General features: G+C 69.3%; 17 protein-coding genes, 2 tRNA genes and 1 other RNA gene. 11 read left to right on the top strand and 9 right to left on the bottom strand.

Annotated features, from left to right (window positions below):
* Window positions 1–54: 54 nt before the first annotated feature.
* The 5 genes from ABT352_RS02105 to upp all read right to left on the bottom strand — a co-directional run bounded on the left by ABT352_RS02105 (window position 55) and on the right by upp (window position 4,302).
* The gene (locus ABT352_RS02105) at window positions 55–756 is read right to left on the bottom strand and encodes a FadR/GntR family transcriptional regulator (protein ID WP_350941803.1); all 702 of its coding nucleotides are present in this window, start codon (window positions 754–756) and stop codon (window positions 55–57) included.
* 108 nt (window positions 757–864) lie between these two features.
* Window positions 865–2,226: a helix-turn-helix domain-containing protein gene (locus ABT352_RS02100; protein ID WP_350941802.1), complete on the bottom strand. Its 1,362-nt coding sequence runs from the start codon at window positions 2,224–2,226 to the stop codon at window positions 865–867.
* Between the two features lie 129 nt (window positions 2,227–2,355).
* Entirely contained in the window at window positions 2,356–2,886 is a 531-nt protein-coding gene (locus ABT352_RS02095) for a PH domain-containing protein (protein WP_344742919.1), read from the bottom strand.
* Between the two features lie 335 nt (window positions 2,887–3,221).
* Complete coding sequence (locus ABT352_RS02090; RefSeq protein ID WP_350941801.1) at window positions 3,222–3,452, bottom strand: hypothetical protein; 231 nt, start codon at window positions 3,450–3,452, stop codon at window positions 3,222–3,224.
* A gap of 211 nt (window positions 3,453–3,663) precedes the next feature.
* On the bottom strand, window positions 3,664–4,302 hold the full coding sequence (upp, locus tag ABT352_RS02085; protein ID WP_350943520.1) for a uracil phosphoribosyltransferase: 639 nt from the start codon (window positions 4,300–4,302) through the stop codon (window positions 3,664–3,666).
* Between the two features lie 177 nt (window positions 4,303–4,479).
* Here upp and ABT352_RS02080 point away from each other — a divergent pair, with 177 nt between their 5' ends.
* The 4 genes from ABT352_RS02080 (at window position 4,480) to ABT352_RS02065 (ending at window position 6,248) form a co-directional block, all read left to right on the top strand.
* Window positions 4,480–4,989 carry a tRNA adenosine deaminase-associated protein gene (locus ABT352_RS02080; protein ID WP_350941799.1) on the top strand — a complete coding sequence of 170 codons (510 nt, stop codon included), beginning with the start codon at window positions 4,480–4,482 and terminating at the stop codon, window positions 4,987–4,989.
* A gap of 16 nt (window positions 4,990–5,005) precedes the next feature.
* Entirely contained in the window at window positions 5,006–5,494 is a 489-nt protein-coding gene (locus ABT352_RS02075) for a tRNA adenosine deaminase-associated protein (RefSeq protein WP_350941798.1), read from the top strand.
* 160 nt (window positions 5,495–5,654) lie between these two features.
* A complete protein-coding gene (tadA, locus tag ABT352_RS02070) occupies window positions 5,655–6,134 on the top strand; it encodes a tRNA adenosine(34) deaminase TadA (RefSeq protein WP_350941796.1) in 480 nt (159 codons plus the stop codon).
* Window positions 6,135–6,158: 24 nt separating this feature from the next.
* Window positions 6,159–6,248: transfer RNA gene (locus ABT352_RS02065), tRNA-Ser, on the top strand.
* A gap of 53 nt (window positions 6,249–6,301) precedes the next feature.
* Here the strand turns inward: ABT352_RS02065 and ABT352_RS02060 are convergent.
* The 3 genes from ABT352_RS02060 to ABT352_RS02050 form a co-directional block, all read right to left on the bottom strand.
* Window positions 6,302–6,604 (bottom strand): type II toxin-antitoxin system VapB family antitoxin, encoded by a 303-nt coding sequence (locus ABT352_RS02060; protein ID WP_350941795.1) that lies wholly within the window; start codon window positions 6,602–6,604, stop codon window positions 6,302–6,304.
* Window positions 6,605–6,675: 71 nt separating this feature from the next.
* The gene (gene ypfJ / locus ABT352_RS02055) at window positions 6,676–7,542 is read right to left on the bottom strand and encodes a KPN_02809 family neutral zinc metallopeptidase (protein WP_350941794.1); all 867 of its coding nucleotides are present in this window, start codon (window positions 7,540–7,542) and stop codon (window positions 6,676–6,678) included.
* Window positions 7,543–7,719: 177 nt separating this feature from the next.
* A tRNA-Ser gene (locus ABT352_RS02050) sits at window positions 7,720–7,808 on the bottom strand.
* 83 nt (window positions 7,809–7,891) lie between these two features.
* Here ABT352_RS02050 and ffs point away from each other — a divergent pair.
* An RNA gene (gene ffs, locus ABT352_RS02045) (signal recognition particle sRNA small type) lies at window positions 7,892–7,987 on the top strand.
* A 29-nt stretch (window positions 7,988–8,016) separates the two neighbouring features.
* A complete protein-coding gene (locus ABT352_RS02040; protein ID WP_350941793.1) occupies window positions 8,017–10,242 on the top strand; it encodes a DNA polymerase III subunit gamma and tau in 2,226 nt (741 codons plus the stop codon).
* A 304-nt stretch (window positions 10,243–10,546) separates the two neighbouring features.
* Here ABT352_RS02040 and ABT352_RS02035 read toward each other — a convergent pair whose 3' ends face one another.
* The gene (locus ABT352_RS02035) at window positions 10,547–12,028 is read right to left on the bottom strand and encodes a helix-turn-helix domain-containing protein (protein ID WP_350941791.1); all 1,482 of its coding nucleotides are present in this window, start codon (window positions 12,026–12,028) and stop codon (window positions 10,547–10,549) included.
* A gap of 331 nt (window positions 12,029–12,359) precedes the next feature.
* On the opposite strand from ABT352_RS02035, the gene ABT352_RS02030 reads away from it, so the two are divergent.
* The 5 genes from ABT352_RS02030 (at window position 12,360) to ABT352_RS02010 (ending at window position 16,270) form a co-directional block, all read left to right on the top strand.
* Window positions 12,360–12,713: a YbaB/EbfC family nucleoid-associated protein gene (locus ABT352_RS02030; RefSeq protein WP_329087916.1), complete on the top strand. Its 354-nt coding sequence runs from the start codon at window positions 12,360–12,362 to the stop codon at window positions 12,711–12,713.
* Between the two features lie 2 nt (window positions 12,714–12,715).
* Window positions 12,716–13,315: a recombination mediator RecR gene (recR, locus tag ABT352_RS02025; RefSeq protein WP_350941789.1), complete on the top strand. Its 600-nt coding sequence runs from the start codon at window positions 12,716–12,718 to the stop codon at window positions 13,313–13,315.
* A complete protein-coding gene (locus tag ABT352_RS02020) occupies window positions 13,308–13,841 on the top strand; it encodes a DUF5063 domain-containing protein (protein WP_350941788.1) in 534 nt (177 codons plus the stop codon). The genes recR and ABT352_RS02020 overlap by 8 nt, the downstream gene beginning before the upstream one ends.
* A 90-nt stretch (window positions 13,842–13,931) precedes the next feature.
* Complete coding sequence (locus tag ABT352_RS02015; RefSeq protein ID WP_350941786.1) at window positions 13,932–15,206, top strand: aspartate kinase; 1,275 nt, start codon at window positions 13,932–13,934, stop codon at window positions 15,204–15,206.
* The gene (locus ABT352_RS02010; RefSeq protein WP_350941785.1) at window positions 15,203–16,270 is read left to right on the top strand and encodes an aspartate-semialdehyde dehydrogenase; all 1,068 of its coding nucleotides are present in this window, start codon (window positions 15,203–15,205) and stop codon (window positions 16,268–16,270) included. Before ABT352_RS02015 ends, ABT352_RS02010 begins: the two co-directional genes overlap by 4 nt.
* The last annotated feature ends 46 nt before the right edge of the window (window positions 16,271–16,316 follow it).

Here is a 16,316-nt window from a genome sequence, read left to right as displayed (position 1 = left end):
GGCCCCCACACAAGTTGGTGAGGGAGCCCGCGACATGAGAGGAAGAGACGGGGGTCAGAGAGGGAGCTCCTGCTCCTCCGTCAGGGCGATCAGGATGTGCTCCATGCACGCGTGGCCCGCGCGCTCGGCGGCGGCGGCGTCACCGACGGCGATGGCGCGGGCGATCGCCTCGTGCGGGATGTACGTGCTGTTCAGGGTGCTGTTCAGCGAGGTTCCCGCGGCGGTGATGCTGGCACGCAGCGCCGCCGAGAAATCCTCGTAGAGATCGATCAGCACCAGGTTGTGGGTGGCTCGGACGACCGCCATGTGGAAGGCGAGGTCGGCCTCGACGAACGCGTCGGGCTCTCCCAGCTCCCAGGCTCGCTCCCGCTCGGCCAGCGCCGCCTCGATAGCGGCGATGTCGGCGTCGGTGCGCCTGGTGGCGGCCAGTCTGGCGGCCTCCACCTCCAGCGCGCGTCGCACCTCCAGGATTTCGAGCTGCTCGGCGGTGCGCAGCCGCCGCAGCATGGCCCCGGAGAGCTCGCTGGTGGCACGGACGTACGTCCCGTCGCCCTGGCGGCACTCCAGCAGGCCGGCGTGGGTGAGGGCGCGCACCGCCTCACGCACGGTGTTGCGCCCGACCCCCAGTTGCTCGGCGAGCACGGTCTCGGTAGGAATCTTCGCGTGCATCTGCCAGGAGTTAGAAGTGATCTGCTCCTTGAGTTGATCGATCACTTGGTCGACGAGGGATGCTCGCTGCGCCGTACGCAGACTCACCGTCCGCCTCCTCCGGAGAAACCAATCATCCTACGAATCAATGACTGGTAGACCCTAGTTATTCCGGAGGCGCAAAAACAAATCTGGAACTCCAGGAGCGGGAACGTCTTAACGGACCAGCGCCGAATCGACCGTCACGCCCACCATCGCATCGCGCACTCCGGCAGCCTCAAGAGCCTTACGATACGCACCGGTCTGCTCTTCGACCACACCGGCCTGACCGTACAGGTCTCCGAGGTCACGCCAGACCCGGGCGGCCTCCCGGCCGGTGAAGGAGAACTCGTGCCGGACGTCGCTCAGCGACAGCTTCGCGGTGTCCAGGGCCATCGTGGCCTCGACGTCGTGACCCCGGGAGAGCGCGGCGCGGGCGAGAACCAGCTGCGCGGTCGCCCCGATGGGACCCGCCTGGCCGTCCAGCATGTCGAGAGCGGTTCTGGCCAGGCTGACCGCACCCTGGGCGTCGTCGACCCCCAGCTGGACGTGGGCGCGTACGACAAGGCTCCTGGCGTGTTCCTGGGCGTGCTCGGGGAATACGGCGAAGACCGCACTCGCGGCGGTCGCGAGCTCGCGGGCCTCGTCGAGCGGCTCGTCACCGGTGGAGGCGGCGAGACGCGCCCAGCCCATCGCGACGAGGGCGAGCTGCGAGGCCATCCGCGCCGGGCGTCCGGTCGCGATCGCGTCGTCGGCGAGACGGACGGCGAGCGCCGAGTCCTCACCGTCGGCGGCGGTGACGCTCGCCCGCCAGAGGGCGTGGATCTCCGCGGTGCGGTTGACCGCGGCGGGGACACCGTTGACCGAGAGGATGTTCCGAACGTAGGACATGCCCGGCGAGTCGGCCCCTCGAGTTCCGGTGATCTCCATCAGGGAGACGGCCAGCTCGACGGCGATCTCTCCCTGCGACAGGGGCAGCCGGTTGACCTCGCCGAGCGCGTGGACGGCGAGGTCGCGGGCGCGAAGGATGTCTCCGGCGAGGAAGTAGCAGCGGCTCAGCGCGACCGCCAGTGGCAGGTCGGCCAGACGCTCGGGGTGGGCGGCCGCCTCGTGCCGGAGCCGCTCGAACGCCTTCACCGCCGGGCCGATCTCGCCCTGGACCTCCAGCGCGCGTGCGCGGCCGAACCGCGCGTGCGCGGCCAGCATGACGTTCTCCTCGCCGGCGACCTTCACGATCTCGCCGAAGCGGTCAGCCGCGACGGATGGGTCGCCGTGGAGGAGCTCCAGCTCCGCGTGGCGCAGGCCGAGTTCGGTGTCGATGCGTTGCCGCGGCTCGATCCCGTGCAGCAGGAACTCGGTGGTGCATCCCAGTCGCTCGGCGAGCAGACGGGCGACCACGGGGGTCGGCGTCCGCTTGCCGGACTCGATGAGGGAGACATAACTGTCGGAAAGGTCCGGCCCTGCGAGCTGGGCCTGGGACATGCGCCTGCTCAGGCGAAGTCCGCGGACGCGGTCACCGATGGTTCCCTGACTCGGCATCTGATCTCTCAGGGCGAAGGATGGTCAATGTTCCTCGCCATGATTGCATGAAGCTGCCGAATCAGGTAACCCCGAGTGAAAAATCCTCACCGGAAAGTGTCAACGGCTCCTGCGCCCTTGACATGGACGTCAGTCGTCCGAGTCGTTCCCCCCGGGGAAGAGCATCTGGCAGACCTCCAGATAGAGGGTCTCCGGGTAGGGGATGTAGTTGACTCTCGACAGCGCCTGGTCCTGACCGGCCGATTCCAGGACGAACTCGCCGTATCCCAGCATTCGGCCGAGAATCGAGCGCTGGAAACTCATGTCGGTGACCTTGCCGAGCGGCATCATGTCGACCTTGCGGGTGATCAGCCCGGTGGTGAGCAGCATCCGCTTGGAGGTGACGACGAAGTAGTCGACGGACCACTCGGCGACCTTCCAGACGAAGCGGATCAGCAGCAGCAGCCAGGCCCACCAGACGACGACGAGCACGCCGCCCCCGCCCTGGTCACCGAACCACTTGCTCAGCAGTCCCGCGAGGATCAGGCCGCCGAAGACCTCGGCGACCGCGCGAAGCAGCACGGCCGGGTGGCGCCGCACCATGATGACCTGGTGTTCGTGGGGGAGTAAGTAGCGGTTGACCGACGAGGGGGCGGAATCCCCGTGGGTCACGAGCCTCATGACAGATGTGAGACGAATTGGGCCAGAGAATCGGCCGCCGTGTAAACCGTGTCCATGGCACCCTTCACCGCACTGGCCGCGTCACCTGGTCGTGTGAACAGGTAAAACGCCACAAATCCAATGGAACCGTACGTTAGGACCTTCTTGACCTGCACCTTGGCCTCCTACTACCGCTCACCCACTGCACCCGCATATACATTACCCAGGGCCATGCCGAGGTAAAGCGCATCGGCCGATATCGATCGATGCGGTCTTGTAAGCGTCGCGAGAAACCCCTCGAAGGTCCTCGCGGAGCACCTACCGTCCGACGCACCCGCCATCCCCTGTCGCCCGCGTCACCCGCGCTCACTCGCGACCAGCGCGAGGACCTCAAGGTGCTTGCGGGCGATCCGTTCGACCAGCGCCGGATGGGCGTGACCGACGACCTCCAGCGCTCCGTAGTGGGCCGCCTCTATGCAGCGGGTCACCGTGGCCGCCGGATGGATCTCCGAGAACTCGTCCCTGAGCGCGGCACTGAAGTCCGCGTACGGGTCCGGCTCGGTGTCCGGGATGATTCGCTCGCTCATGGTTCTCCCTGGTGTGCGCCCGCGGCCTCGGCGGACCGGGGACACAGAAGAGATATCTTCGCCACGCTTCGTACCCGGACAACCGCATTATGTAACGGCGGGTGAGTAGAAGAACCATCCTTCAAGGGAAAAGGATGGTGCTGGAATTGCCGGGGCGGTTCCCGGAGCGTTCCGGCGGGCGCCGTACGGGGAGTGGCGGGGGGGGGGTGTCTCAGACGACGCCGTAGAGACGGTCTCCCGCGTCGCCCAGGCCGGGCACGATGTAGCCGTGCTCGTTCAGCCGCTCGTCCAGAGCCGCCGTCACCAGGCGAATCGGCCTGCCGGTGCCGGCGAAGACCTCGTCGAGATGAGCGATCCCCTCGGGCGCGGCGAGCAGGCACAGCGCGGTCACGTCGTCGGCGCCCCGGTCGAAGAGGAACTTGATCGCGGCGGCGAGGGTGCCACCGGTGGCCAGCATCGGGTCGACCACGTAGACCTGACGGCCCGAGAGGTCGTCGGGCAGGCGGGTGGCGTAGGTCTCCGCCTCCAGCGTGGACTCGTTGCGGATCATCCCGAGGAAGCCCACCTCGGCCGTCGGCAGCAACCGGGTCATCCCCTCCAGCATGCCCAGCCCCGCGCGCAGGATCGGCACCACCAGCGGGTACGGGTGCGCGAGCCGCACACCTTCGGCGGGGGCCACGGGGGTTTCCACCGACCACTCGGTGACGCGGACCTGCCTGGTCGCCTCGTAGGCCAGCAGGGTCACCAGTTCGTCGGCGAGACGCCGGAAGGTGGGAGAGTCGGTGTTCACATCCCGCAGCGCGGTCAGCTTGTGAGCCACCAGGGGATGGTCGACGACCAGGGTTTCCATGGTGGTCAAAGGTATCCTGGACCGGCGGGCGGCGATGAGCCGGGGGACGACGGGCCACTCGTCGGACATCGTCCGCTCACTTCGGATTCGATCACAATTTGGTCGGAGAGGCCCACGTCGGTGCTTCGCTTCTGAAAGCATTGACCTCCGTAGAGAAAGCATTCGGTGGGGATGGCCATGTCAGACGAAGACTCACTGGACTTTGCCATCGTGATCTACCGCGAGGACGATCGCTGGGAGGCGGAGATGCTCCCGGTGGCGCTCACCTCCGACCTTGAGGGCCTCATCCACGCCCTGCGCCAGCAGCCGAGCACGAACGGCACGATTGGCCTTGTCGCCGTTGGGGATGAGTTCTTCGTGGCGCTACGGGTGTTCGGTGAGAGAGTCGAGGTTTTCCTCTCCGACATCGCCGCGTCCTGGGACTTCCCGCTCGCGCATCAGGCGCTGGAATACCTGGACGTGCCGGTTCCCGACGAGGACGAGCTCGACGCGATCCTCCAGGACGAGGAGACGGCGCTCCCCGCGGGAGACCTCTCCATCTTCGCGGACCTGGGCCTCGACGAGATGGAGCTCGGCATCCTGTCAGGGGATATCGACCTCCTCCCCGAGGACGTCCTGTCGAGCATCGCCGCGCGGCTGGGGTTCTCCGAGCCGTTCGAACGCGCCATCGACTCTGTGTTCGGCTGACCTCGGGAGATCGGCCATGCCCTCCAGACCATCCAGCAGTGTGTTCTCCGCCGCCTTCGTCCGTACGGCGGACGGTTGGAACGGTGCGGAGATCGACCTCGGCGAGGCGGAGATCGTCGACGATCTCGGCGACGCCGTCCAGGAGCACCTGGGACTCACCGGTGACGAGCTCGCCCTGCTGTGCGTGGAGGTGGAGGACGAGTGGTTCGCGATCGTTCGATACCAGGGCGACCTGGAGCCGCGCACCTTCCTGTCCGACGCTCACGCGGGTCTCTCCGACGACCTGGGAGAGCTCTTCACCGAGCTCGCCGGGGTGGCGGTGGACAAGGACACCCCCGACCTGGGCGTGCGGCCCGCGGGTGACTTCGAGCTGCTGGAAGACCTCGGGCTGAGCTCCGAGGAGCTCGTCGAGCTCAGCATGGAGGAGGGCGCGCTGCCCGCGGACACGCTCTCGGTGATCGCCGAACGGCTGGCGTTCGGCGACGAGCTCGACCGGCTGCGGTGACGGGGCGCCGTGCCCGGCCCGGTGCCGACGGGCGCGCTGTGACCGCTGCGGATCCGCGCCTCACGGGCACGGCTTCGGGGACACCGGCCCGGCGCGGGCGTGCGACGACCGGTCGGGCGCCGACGGGCGTACGCGCCGATTCGGCGCCGGGGGACGTGTGATGACCGGCCTGACACCGGTGGGCTACGTCCCGGAGATGAGGCTCGCGCTGGCGGAGGCGACCGAGGCCGGAGCCCGCGGAGACGTGCCGGTCGGCGCGGTCGTCCTCGGCCCTGACGGCTCCGTGCTGGCACGCGCGGGAAACGACAGGGAGTTCTCCGTCGACCCCACCGCGCACGCCGAGATGCTCGCCCTGCGGCAGGCGGCGAAGGCCCGCGGCCAGTGGCGGCTGAGCGGCTGCACGCTGGTGGTCACCCTGGAACCCTGCACCATGTGCGCGGGGGCCGCCGTGCTCGCCCGGGTCGATCGGGTCGTCTACGGCGCCGCGGACCCCAAGGGCGGCGCCGCGGGGTCGCTCTGGGACGTGCTCAGGGACCGCCGCCTGAACCACCGGCCGGAGGTGCTCGGCGGAATTCTGGCCGACGAATGCGCGGCGGTTCTCACCGAGTTCTTCACCGCTCGCCGGATGCGCGAGCAATAGCGGTTATCCGGTAAGCTGCTCCGCGGTGGAGTCGCCTAGTGGCCGAGGGCGCACGCCTCGAAAGCGTGTGATGGGGCAACCTATCCGTGGGTTCAAATCCCACCTCCACCGCCACAGAAAAAGCCCCCGGGGCGCGTGAGCGCCCCGGGGGCTTTTCGTATGTCCCGTCAGCTCTCGGTGGGCAGGTCCAGGACCCGGGCGTGCAGGACCGAGCGCTGGTGCAGGGCGGAACGCAGCGCCCGGTGCAGGCCGTCCTCCAGATAGAGGTCGCCGCGCCACTGGACCACGTGCGGGAACAGATCTCCGTAGAACGTGGAGTCCTTGGCGAGCAGGGAGTGGAGGTCGAGCACCGCTTTCGTGGTGATCAGGGTGTCGAGCCGGACCTGCCGCGGCGGTATCTGCGCCCACTCGCGATGCGAGAGGCCGTGTTCTGGATAGGGCCGTCCGTCGCCGACCAACTTGAAGATCACAGTACGTAGTTTAGGAGAGAATCCCGCCCTCCGCCGGGCGGGTTCCCATCGTCGCAGCTCACAGGCCTTTTTTAGATGCTGCCGGCGAAGGTGTCGCATCTGGCCGGGTCGCCGCTCTCGTAACCGGTGGTGAACCACTTGACACGCTGCGCTGATGTCCCGTGGGTGAAGCCCTCGGGGTTGATCCGCCCCTGGGTCCGCTCCTGGATGCTGTCGTCACCCACGGCCGAGGCCGCGCTGAGCGCCTCCTCGATGTCCGTCTTCGTGAACGGCTTCTCGAACAGGCCGGTCTCGTACGCGTTCTTGGCCCAGGCGCCCGAGTAGCAGTCGGCCTGCAACTCCAGCCGGACCGAGCCGCTCTCCGGACCCTGCTGCGGGCCCTGCTGGGCCTTGGCGTTGGTGCCGAGGAGGTTCTGGACGTGGTGACCGTACTCGTGACCGATGACGTACGCCTGGGCGAAGGGGCCGCCCTTGGCGCCGAACTTGCTCTCCAGTTCCTTGAAGAAGCTGAGGTCCAGGTAGACCTGGCGGTCGGCCGGGCAGTAGAACGGGCCGACGGAGGAGTCGGCGGCGCCGCAGGCCGTGTCGACCTGGCCGGAGAACATGACGGTCTTGGCCGGCTCGTACCCCTGGACCGCCTTCGGCCAGTAGTCCTGGATGCTGTTGACCACGCCGACCACCCGGCACTCCTCGTTCTGGTCGGCGTCCTGCCCGGTCCTGCACTGGGCGGTGAGGTCGGAGCCCGTGCCCACCGGGGCCGGTTGGGAGGAGCCGCCGGTGATGTCACCGGGGTTTATCCCGAAGATCAGGGCCACGATGAGCGCGATGATTCCCGCCGCGCCGCCGCCGATCGCGATACCACCCCCGGGGATCCTCCCCCCGCCGCCACGGCTCTCGACCTGAGAGCTGTCCAGCTGGGCGTCATCCTTGAAATCCATCGCCCGATGTCCCTTCGATCCGCTTGGGGCGCTTCCCCTGCCCTGGGAGTGTCCCAACATGCCGGTAGGTGCAGGGGGAGGTGATGGCTTATTGCGTTACATGCCCATTTATCGGAGCAAATCCGGAAGGGAAAGCCGTAAGGGCCGGACCGCGGATGCGGTCCGGCCCTTACGGGGTGGCGGAGGATAGGAGATTCGAACTCCTGAGGGGTTGCCCCCAACACGCTTTCCAAGCGTGCGCCCTAGGCCAACTAGGCGAATCCTCCGTGGAGAAGCTTACCGAACTTTCCGAGTGGCGCGGACCACTGTTTTCCGACACCGACCACTCGGATCTGAGGCTAGACTGAGGGTCGACCCCTCGCGCGGCGTCATCCTGTGAACCTCCCCAGGGCCGGAAGGCAGCAAGGATAAGCGGGCTCTGGCGGGTGTGCGAGGGGTCTCTTCGTTGAGACCCCTCGCAGGTGGGATCGTCGCATGAGTCTTGCGCTGTACCGCAAGTACCGGCCCGGGACCTTCGCCGAGGTCAAGGGTCAGGAGCACGTCACCGACCCGTTGCGTCAGGCACTGCGCAGCGGGCGCATCAACCACGCCTACCTGTTCAGCGGGCCCAGGGGATGCGGCAAGACGTCCAGCGCGCGCATCCTGGCCCGCTCCCTGAACTGTGAGAAGGGCCCGACCCCCGACCCGTGCGGGGAGTGCGAGTCCTGCGTGGCGCTGGCGCCCACCGGCCCCGGCCACCTCGATGTCATCGAGATCGACGCCGCCTCGCACGGTGGTGTGGACGACGCCCGCGACCTGCGCGAGCGGGCCTTCTTCGCGCCGGTGTCCTCGCGCTTCAAGATCTACATCATCGACGAGGCGCACATGGTGACCCGCGAGGGTTTCAACGCGCTGCTCAAGCTCGTCGAGGAGCCTCCCCCGCACCTGAAGTTCGTCTTCGCGACCACCGAGCCGGAGAAGGTCATCGGGACGATCAAATCCCGGACCCACCACTACCCGTTCCGGCTGATCCCGCCGGCCGCGCTGCGCGCGCTCATGGAGGAGATCCTCACCTCGGAGAAGGTGCCGTTCGAGCCCGCCGCGCTCCCGCTGGTGGTGCGGGCCGGTGCGGGCTCGGCCCGAGACTCGCTCTCGATCCTCGACCAGCTGTTCGCCGGGTCGGACGAGGCGGGCATCACGTACGCCCGCGCGGTCTCCCTCCTCGGCTACACCGACGGCGACCTGCTCGACGACGTGGTCGCGGCCTTCGCCGGTCGTGACGGCGCGCAGGTGTTCCAGGTGGTGAACCGGGTGATCGAGGGCGGCCACGACCCCCGGCGGTTCGCGATGGACCTGCTGGAGCGCTTCCGGGACCTGGTGATCCTCGCGAATGTGCCGGAGGCGGCCACCAGCGGGCTGCTCGACCGGCCAGGCGACGAGCTGGAACGGCTCCAGGTCCAGGCGGCCTCCATGGGGCCGGCGGAGCTGACCCGCGCGGCGGAGATCCTCAACGCGGGCCTGATCGAGATGCGCGGGGCGGCCTCGCCACGACTGTTGCTCGAACTCATGTGCGCGAGAATCCTCCTCCCCGGCGCGGCCCAGGGTGAGGCCGCGCTGCTCACCCGCCTGGAGCGGCTGGAGAAGGGAGGAGCCGTCCCGGCTCCCGCTCCGGTCGCCCTCCCGCAGCGAGATCCCGCACCGGCGGTCAACCCGGCGCCCCCTTCGCGGACGGCGACACCCGCCGGCGCGCCCGCCGCCGCCGCCGGGTCCGCTGGACAGGGCGACGACTGGCCCGCGGCGGCCAGGCCCGGCGCGCCGGGCCAGGGACAGGGGCGGCAGGGACAGCCTCAGGCGCCCGTCCAGCAGGCTCCCGAGGCCGCGGGCGCCTTCGTGCCGACCGGCCAGGCGACGGCGTCCGTCTCGGAGGCGGGAGCCGGAACCGGAGCGGTACAGCAGGCCTGGCCGCAGGTGCTCGCGGCGCTCAAGCGGCGCAGCATCGTCGTGTGGGCCAACGTCAACACCAACGCCCAGGTCGTCGGGGTCGAAGGGAAGATCGTCACCCTCGGGTTCGCCCAGGTCGGTGCGATGAAGAACTTCACCGGTGGCGGTAAGGACGCGGTCGTCGCGGCGGTGCTGCAGGAGGTGCTGGGCGGAACGTGGAAGGTCGAGGCCGTCGTCGGCAACGGACCCCCTCCCTCCGGCGGGAGCCGCCCTCCGGCCCCGAGGCACCCCCCGGCCCCCCAGCACCCCGCACCCAAGGCCGACCAGACCTCCCAGAACCAGACCTCCCAAAGCCAGGCAGCACGGTCGCAGCAGGCGCCCGCACGCCAGGCGCCCGCCTCCGGGCCGTCACCGGCGGTCTCGCGAGAGGCTCCGTCAGGACAGGCCCCATCCGCGACGGACGAGTCCTGGCCGGACGCCCCCATGCCGGAGGACCCCGGCTCACCTCCCCCGCCCAGCTCCATGTCGAGCCCCGGTCTGGCCGCGGCCCGTTCCGCGGCGAAGGCGGCGGCCCAGGCCGGCCCAAGGGCCAAGACCGGCGCCAAGGCGGCGGCCTGGCCTGACGCGGTGCCTCCCCGAGGCGATCGCGGCACCGCACCCGACGCCGACGAGGTCGACCCGCTCAACGACGCGGACGCCGACGTCGACGCGCTCAGCGGCATGGCCCTCCTCCAGCGCGAGCTGGGGGGCCAGGTGATCGGCGAGATCGACCACACCTGACGGCGCCGGCACCACGGAACCGGCACCACCGGAAGGGATCCCGTCGCACGGGGCGTCACCGGCGATGCCCTGCCGGTCCGCTGCCAATCCGCTGCCCGGCCGCTGTCGCCACCGAAGTCGTCCGCGGTGCTCCATGGCGCTCCGCGGTGCTCCGGCCCTCAGGCCGGGAAGCGAGTCAGTCTCCCGACCCCTCGGCGAAGCGGGATCACGTCCCCGGACCCTGTGCGGAACCGGACCCTGTGCGGAGCGAGATCGGCCGTGCCGGCGGGTTCCGGGGCGAATCGGATCACCGGACACGGCGGGCTCAGGGCAGGCCGACGCCGCCGAGACGGATCCGGGCGGCCACCGCGCGGTGGTCGTGGCGGGGCAGCGCGACGACGAGGCGTTCGAGAATCTGGATGTCGTTCCTGCCGTGCTCGGTCTCCGCGTAGGCCCACAGGTCCTCGGGGCCTCCCCGCCGCAGCAGGCGGGCTCGTACCTGCCCCTCCAGCTCCTCCCGTTCGAGGCGCAGGGCGGGTGCCTCGGAGCGGGGCAGCAGGGGGCCGCGGTAGGCGCGGGCGACCGGGGCGGCCTCGTCGGCCGCGAGCAGCCGCTTGAGCTCCAGGAAGTCGGCCTCCACCACGCAGGTGAGGCGGTACGGCTTGGCGGCGATCGTACGGCCGAGCTGGGCGCGGAGCCGGTGGATCTCGGCGCGGACGGTCACCGGGTTGCCCGCGTCGCCGTACAGATGGAAGGAGAGCTGGGCGGCGGTCATGCCCCGGGGGTTGAGGGCGAGCATCGTGAGGATCTCGGCGTGGCGCAGGGAGAGTGACAGGCGGGCCCCTTCGAGGTGCGCCGTGGGGTGTTCCGCGCCGAGGAAGGACAGGGTGAGCACGGGGCCCCTGGCCGGGCCGGAGAGGCGGAGCAGGAAGCCGTCGCCGCCGAGTCCCTCCAGGAAGGCGCTCCGTCCGTCGGGCAGGATCACCCGGTCGCCCGTCTCCGGCAGGCGTACGCGGGCACCCCACTGGCGCGCGTCGTCACCGGCGATGATCCGCCCGGTCGCGGTGACCAGGGCGCCCGGTTCGCCGCGCAGCGTGCTCAGGTGCCGCTCGTGACGGCGTCTGAGCCGCTCGTCGCGTTCGAGCATGCGCAGGGTGAGGTGGTTCTCGGCCAGTCGCGCCGCGGCCTCGACGAGGGCGACGCTCGCCGGGTGCATGACGCGAGTCGTGCCGCTGACGTCGACGCAGCCCAGCAGGTCGCCGCTGTCGGGGTCGACGATCGGCGCGGCGGAGCACGACCAGAAGTGGAGCGCCCTGACCAGGTGCTCGGCGGAGAAGACGTGCAGGGGCCTCCGGGTGGCGAGCGCGGTGCCCAGGCCGTTGGTCCCGATCGCGCCCTCGCTCCAGTCGAAGCCGTCGGCCAGTCCCACCTCGTCGGCGCTGTCCATCGTCCGGCGGTTGCCGTCGCGCCAGAGCACCCTGCCGAGGGCGTCGGTGACGAGCAGGATCTGGTCGTCCGCGTCGACGGCCTCCAGAAGGGTCCCGGTGATGACCGGCAGAAGCCCGCTCATCGGGTGCGCCGAGCGGACCTCGTGGATGTCCTCGCCCTCGAAGGCGATGGGGGCCGACCCGGTGTCGGGGTCGACACCGGCGTCCAGCGATCGCCGCCATGAGGCGGAGATCACGCTTCTGGGTCCCTCGCCCGTCGGCCGCTCGCCCCTGATCAAGGTCTCGTGCAGACGTCGCAGCCGTGACGAGTAGGAGGCGAGGTCGGCCGTCTGGACGGCTCCACGGTGGCCGTCGCGCACATATCCCCCCGGAATAGAGCCGATGGCCGAAGCATCGGCGGTCGGGCCTGCGCTCGCAACCCGTTCGGCCAAAGAGGGTGTGCGAAGAGTGAGTGAACGACCGCAACGTGTGTGCAACCTTCGGAGGGTTACCTTCCGAGCACACGACGCCGTGTGCGGCCGCTCCGGCGCGTGTCGCGTCGGGTCTCGGGCGTCTGGAGGGGGGACCGAGGCCCGACGGGGGGTTTAATCCCCATCCAGGGGGAACGCGTGCTCAGTCGAGTACACAACACCCGGCCCGGACCCCGTAGGCTCGTGACGACCGATGTCACGGACGAGGAGCACAACGACGGTGAACCCAGGGGATGTCAACCTGCAGCAGCTGCTGGAGCAGGCACAGCTCATGCAGCAGCAGCTTGTGAGCGCCCAGCAGGAGCTGAACGACGCGGAAGTCGAGGGCTCCGCGGGCGGCGGACTTGTCGTGGCCACGGTCAACGGCGGGGGCGAGCTGCTCGAACTCAAGATCAGTCCTGAGGCCGTGGATCCCGGCGATCCCCAGGAGACGGCCGACACCATCGCCGACCTGGTCATCGCGGCCATTCGGGACGCCGTGCGCGCCGCCGCCGACCTGCAGCAGGAGAAGCTCGGTCCCCTCGCCCAGGGGCTGGGCGGCGGGGGCGGGCTCGGCCAGCTTCCCGGGTTCTAGGCATGTACGAAGGGGTCGTCCAGAATCTGATCGACGAGCTGGGCATGCTTCCAGGGGTCGGTCCCAAGAGCGCGCAGCGCATCGCGTTCCACCTGCTGGCCGCGGAGCCGGCCGACGTGAAGCGGCTCGCCCACGCCCTGCTCGAGGTCAAGGAGAGGGTCCGCTTCTGCCGGGTCTGCGGCAACGTGGCCGCGGAGGAGGAGTGCCGGATCTGCCGCGACACCAGGCGCGATCTTCACGTGATCTGCGTCGTCGAGGAGTCGAAGGACGTCGTGGCCATCGAGAAGACCCGCGAGTTCCGGGGTCGCTACCACGTGCTCGGCGGGGCGATCAGCCCGATCGACGGCGTCGGCCCCGACGACCTGAACATCAGAGAGCTCATGGCCCGCCTGGCGGACGGCCAGGTCACCGAGCTGATCCTCGCCACCGACCCCAACCTTGAGGGGGAGGCGACGGCGACCTATCTCGCCCGTCTGGTCAAGCCGATGGGATTGAAAGTGACACGACTGGCCAGCGGTCTGCCGGTAGGCGGTGACCTTGAGTACGCGGACGAGGTCACCTTGGGCCGCGCGTTCGAAGGAAGAAGGCTCCTTGATGTCTGACGATGCGTGGAGCGCTCTCGCGGAACGGATCGCGGAGCACGCGAAGAACTACATCGACGGACTGACCCGTCTGGCGGGCGGAGAGGGCGGCGACGCCATCCTGCCGCTGCTGCTGGTGGAGGTCGCGCAGGTCAGCTCGGCCGGCGCGCAGCTCGGCGCGAGCCAGGACGTGATCCTGTCGGGCAACTGGGAGCCGCACCTGGGTGAGGACCCGGACGTCGACGTCGTCCGTACCGCCCTCGCCGAGAGGCTGAAGCCGGTGGACGACTACGCCGAGGTCTTCGACCCCTACAAGGACACCGTGGTCACCCCGTACCGCCTGTCGGACGACCTGACGGCGGTGGCCGCCGACCTCCTGCACGGGTTGCGGCATCACAGGGCGGGGCGTCCTCTTGAGGCGCTCTGGTGGTGGCAGTACTCCTATTTCAACACCTGGGGCAACCACGCAGGAGCGGCGATGCGAGCACTTCAGGCGCTTGTCGCCCACACGCGGCTCGATGTCGCGGAGGAGCGCACAACGGTGTGATCGTCCACATGCTGGGTTGACCCGAGGGTCTCAGCGAGGGCGCCAGTAGACTGTGAGCTCCACAGCCCTAGATTGCTTCGGAGACATCTCGTGGCGCTCGTTGTTCAGAAGTATGGTGGTTCGTCCGTCGCCGACGCGTCCTGCATCAAGCGGGTCGCGCAGCGGATCGTCGCGACGAAAAAAGCCGGCAACGACGTCGTGGTGATCGTTTCGGCGATGGGCGACACGACGGACGAGCTGCTCGACCTCGCCCAGCAGGTCTCGCCGCTTCCGCCGGGCCGCGAGCTCGACATGTTGCTCACCTCGGGTGAGCGCATCTCGATGGCGCTGCTGGCGATGGCGATCGCCAACCTGGGTCAGGAGGCGCGCTCGTTCACCGGGTCCCAGGCCGGGGTGATCACCGACTCCTCGCACGGTCGCGCGCGCATCATCGACGTGACGCCCGGCCGGATCCGCGAGGCGCTCGACAACGGCCAGATCGCGATCGTGGCCGGTTTCCAGGGCGTCTCGCAGGACACCAAGGACATCACCACGCTCGGCAGGGGCGGTTCCGACACCACGGCGGTCGCGCTCGCCGCCGCTCTGAACGCCGACGTGTGCGAGATCTACACCGACGTGGACGGTGTCTTCACCGCCGACCCCCGCATCGTCTCCGCCGCCCGCAAGATCCCCAAGATCTCCTACGACGAGATGATGGAGATGGCGGCGTGCGGTGCGAAGATCCTGCACCTGCGCTGTGTCGAGTACGCTCGCCGCTTCAGCCTGCCGATCCACGTCAGAAGTTCGTTCAGCACCAAGGAAGGCACGTGGGTCGTCTCCGACCCCGACAGCGAAGGAACAGAGATGGAGCAGCCGATCATCTCCGGCGTCGCGCACGACCGGAGCGAGGCCAAGATCACGGTTGTCGGGGTGCCCGACAAGGTCGGTGAGGCTGCGACGATCTTCAAAACGCTCGCCGACGCCGAGATCAACATCGACATGATCGTGCAGAACGTGTCGGCGGCGACGACCGGCCGGACGGACATCTCCTTCACGCTGCCCACGAGTGACGCCTCGGCCGCGCTCACCGCGCTGAAGAAGATCCAGGAGCGCATCGGCTTCGAGTCGCTGCTCTTCGACGACCAGATCGGCAAGATCTCGCTGATCGGGGCGGGGATGCGCTCGCATCCCGGCGTCACCGCGACGTTCTTCGCGGCCCTCGCCGACGCGGGGGTGAACATCGAGATGATCTCCACCTCGGAGATCCGTATCTCGGTGATCGTCGGGCAGGACGAGGTGGACACGGCTGTCAGCGCCGCGCACCGCGCGTTCGATCTCGATGTGGACCAGGTTGAAGCCGTGATCTACGGAGGTAGCGGGCGATGAGCCGCAAGCCCACTCTCGCCCTGATCGGGGCGACCGGTGCCGTCGGCACCGTCATGCGTGACATCATCTCCGGCCGCGAGGACGTCTACGGCGAGATCAAGCTCGTCGCGTCCGCCCGCTCGGCCGGCAAGGTCCTGCGGGTCCGTGACGAGGACCTCGTCGTCCAGGAGCTGGCCCCCGAGGTGTTCGACGGTGTCGACATCGCGATCTTCGACGTGCCGGACGAGGTCTCCGCGACCTGGGTGCCGATCGCCGCCGAGCGCGGGGCCGTCGTCATCGACAAGTCGGGCACCTTCCGGATGAACCCCGAGGTCCCGCTGGTCGTGCCGGAGGTCAACCCCGAGGCCGCGCGGGAGCGGCCGCTGGGGATCATCTCCACCCCCAACTGCACGACCCTGTCGATGATGGCCGCGATGGGCGCCCTCCACGAGGAGTACGGCCTGCGGGCGCTGGTGGTCGCCTCCTACCAGGCGGTCTCCGGCGCGGGCGTGGCGGGTTCGGCCCGCCTCTACGACGAGGTCGAGGCCCTCGCGGGTGACCGGACGATCGGGCAGACCGCCGGTGACGTGCGCAAGGCGCTGCAGAACAGGCTCGGGGACGAGGAGTCGCCGTTCCCGGCGCCGGTGGCGTTCAACGTCGTGCCGTGGGCGGGTTCGCTCAAGGACGGCGGCTGGGCCTCCGAGGAGATCAAGCTCCGCAACGAGTCACGGAAGATCCTCGGGATCGACGACCTGAAGGTCTCCGCGACCTGCGTCCGCGTCCCGGTGATCACCACCCACTCGCTCGCCGTGCACGCGACGTTCGAGCGTGAGATCACCGTCGCCGACGCCCACCGGATCCTTGAGGCCGCCCCGACCGTGGTCGTCATGGACGACCCGGCCAACGGCGTCTTCCCGACCCCCGCGGAGGTCGTCGGCACCGACCCGACCTACGTGGGCCGGATCCGCCAGGCGCTCGACTTCCCCAACACGCTCGACCTGTTCGTCTGCGGCGACAACCTCCGCAAGGGCGCCGCCCTGAACGCGGCGGAGATCGCCGAGTTGGTCGCGGCCGAGTTCGCGTAGTTTCTCCCTGGCCGTGCGGCGGCGTGACGTCCTGCGACGTCACGCC

The organism is Streptosporangium sp. NPDC000563 (assembly GCF_040299985.1).
GTDB lineage: Bacteria > Actinomycetota > Actinomycetes > Streptosporangiales > Streptosporangiaceae > Streptosporangium.
The sequence above is the reverse complement of the archived record's forward strand: the minus strand, read 5'-3'. Positions and strand labels throughout refer to the sequence as shown.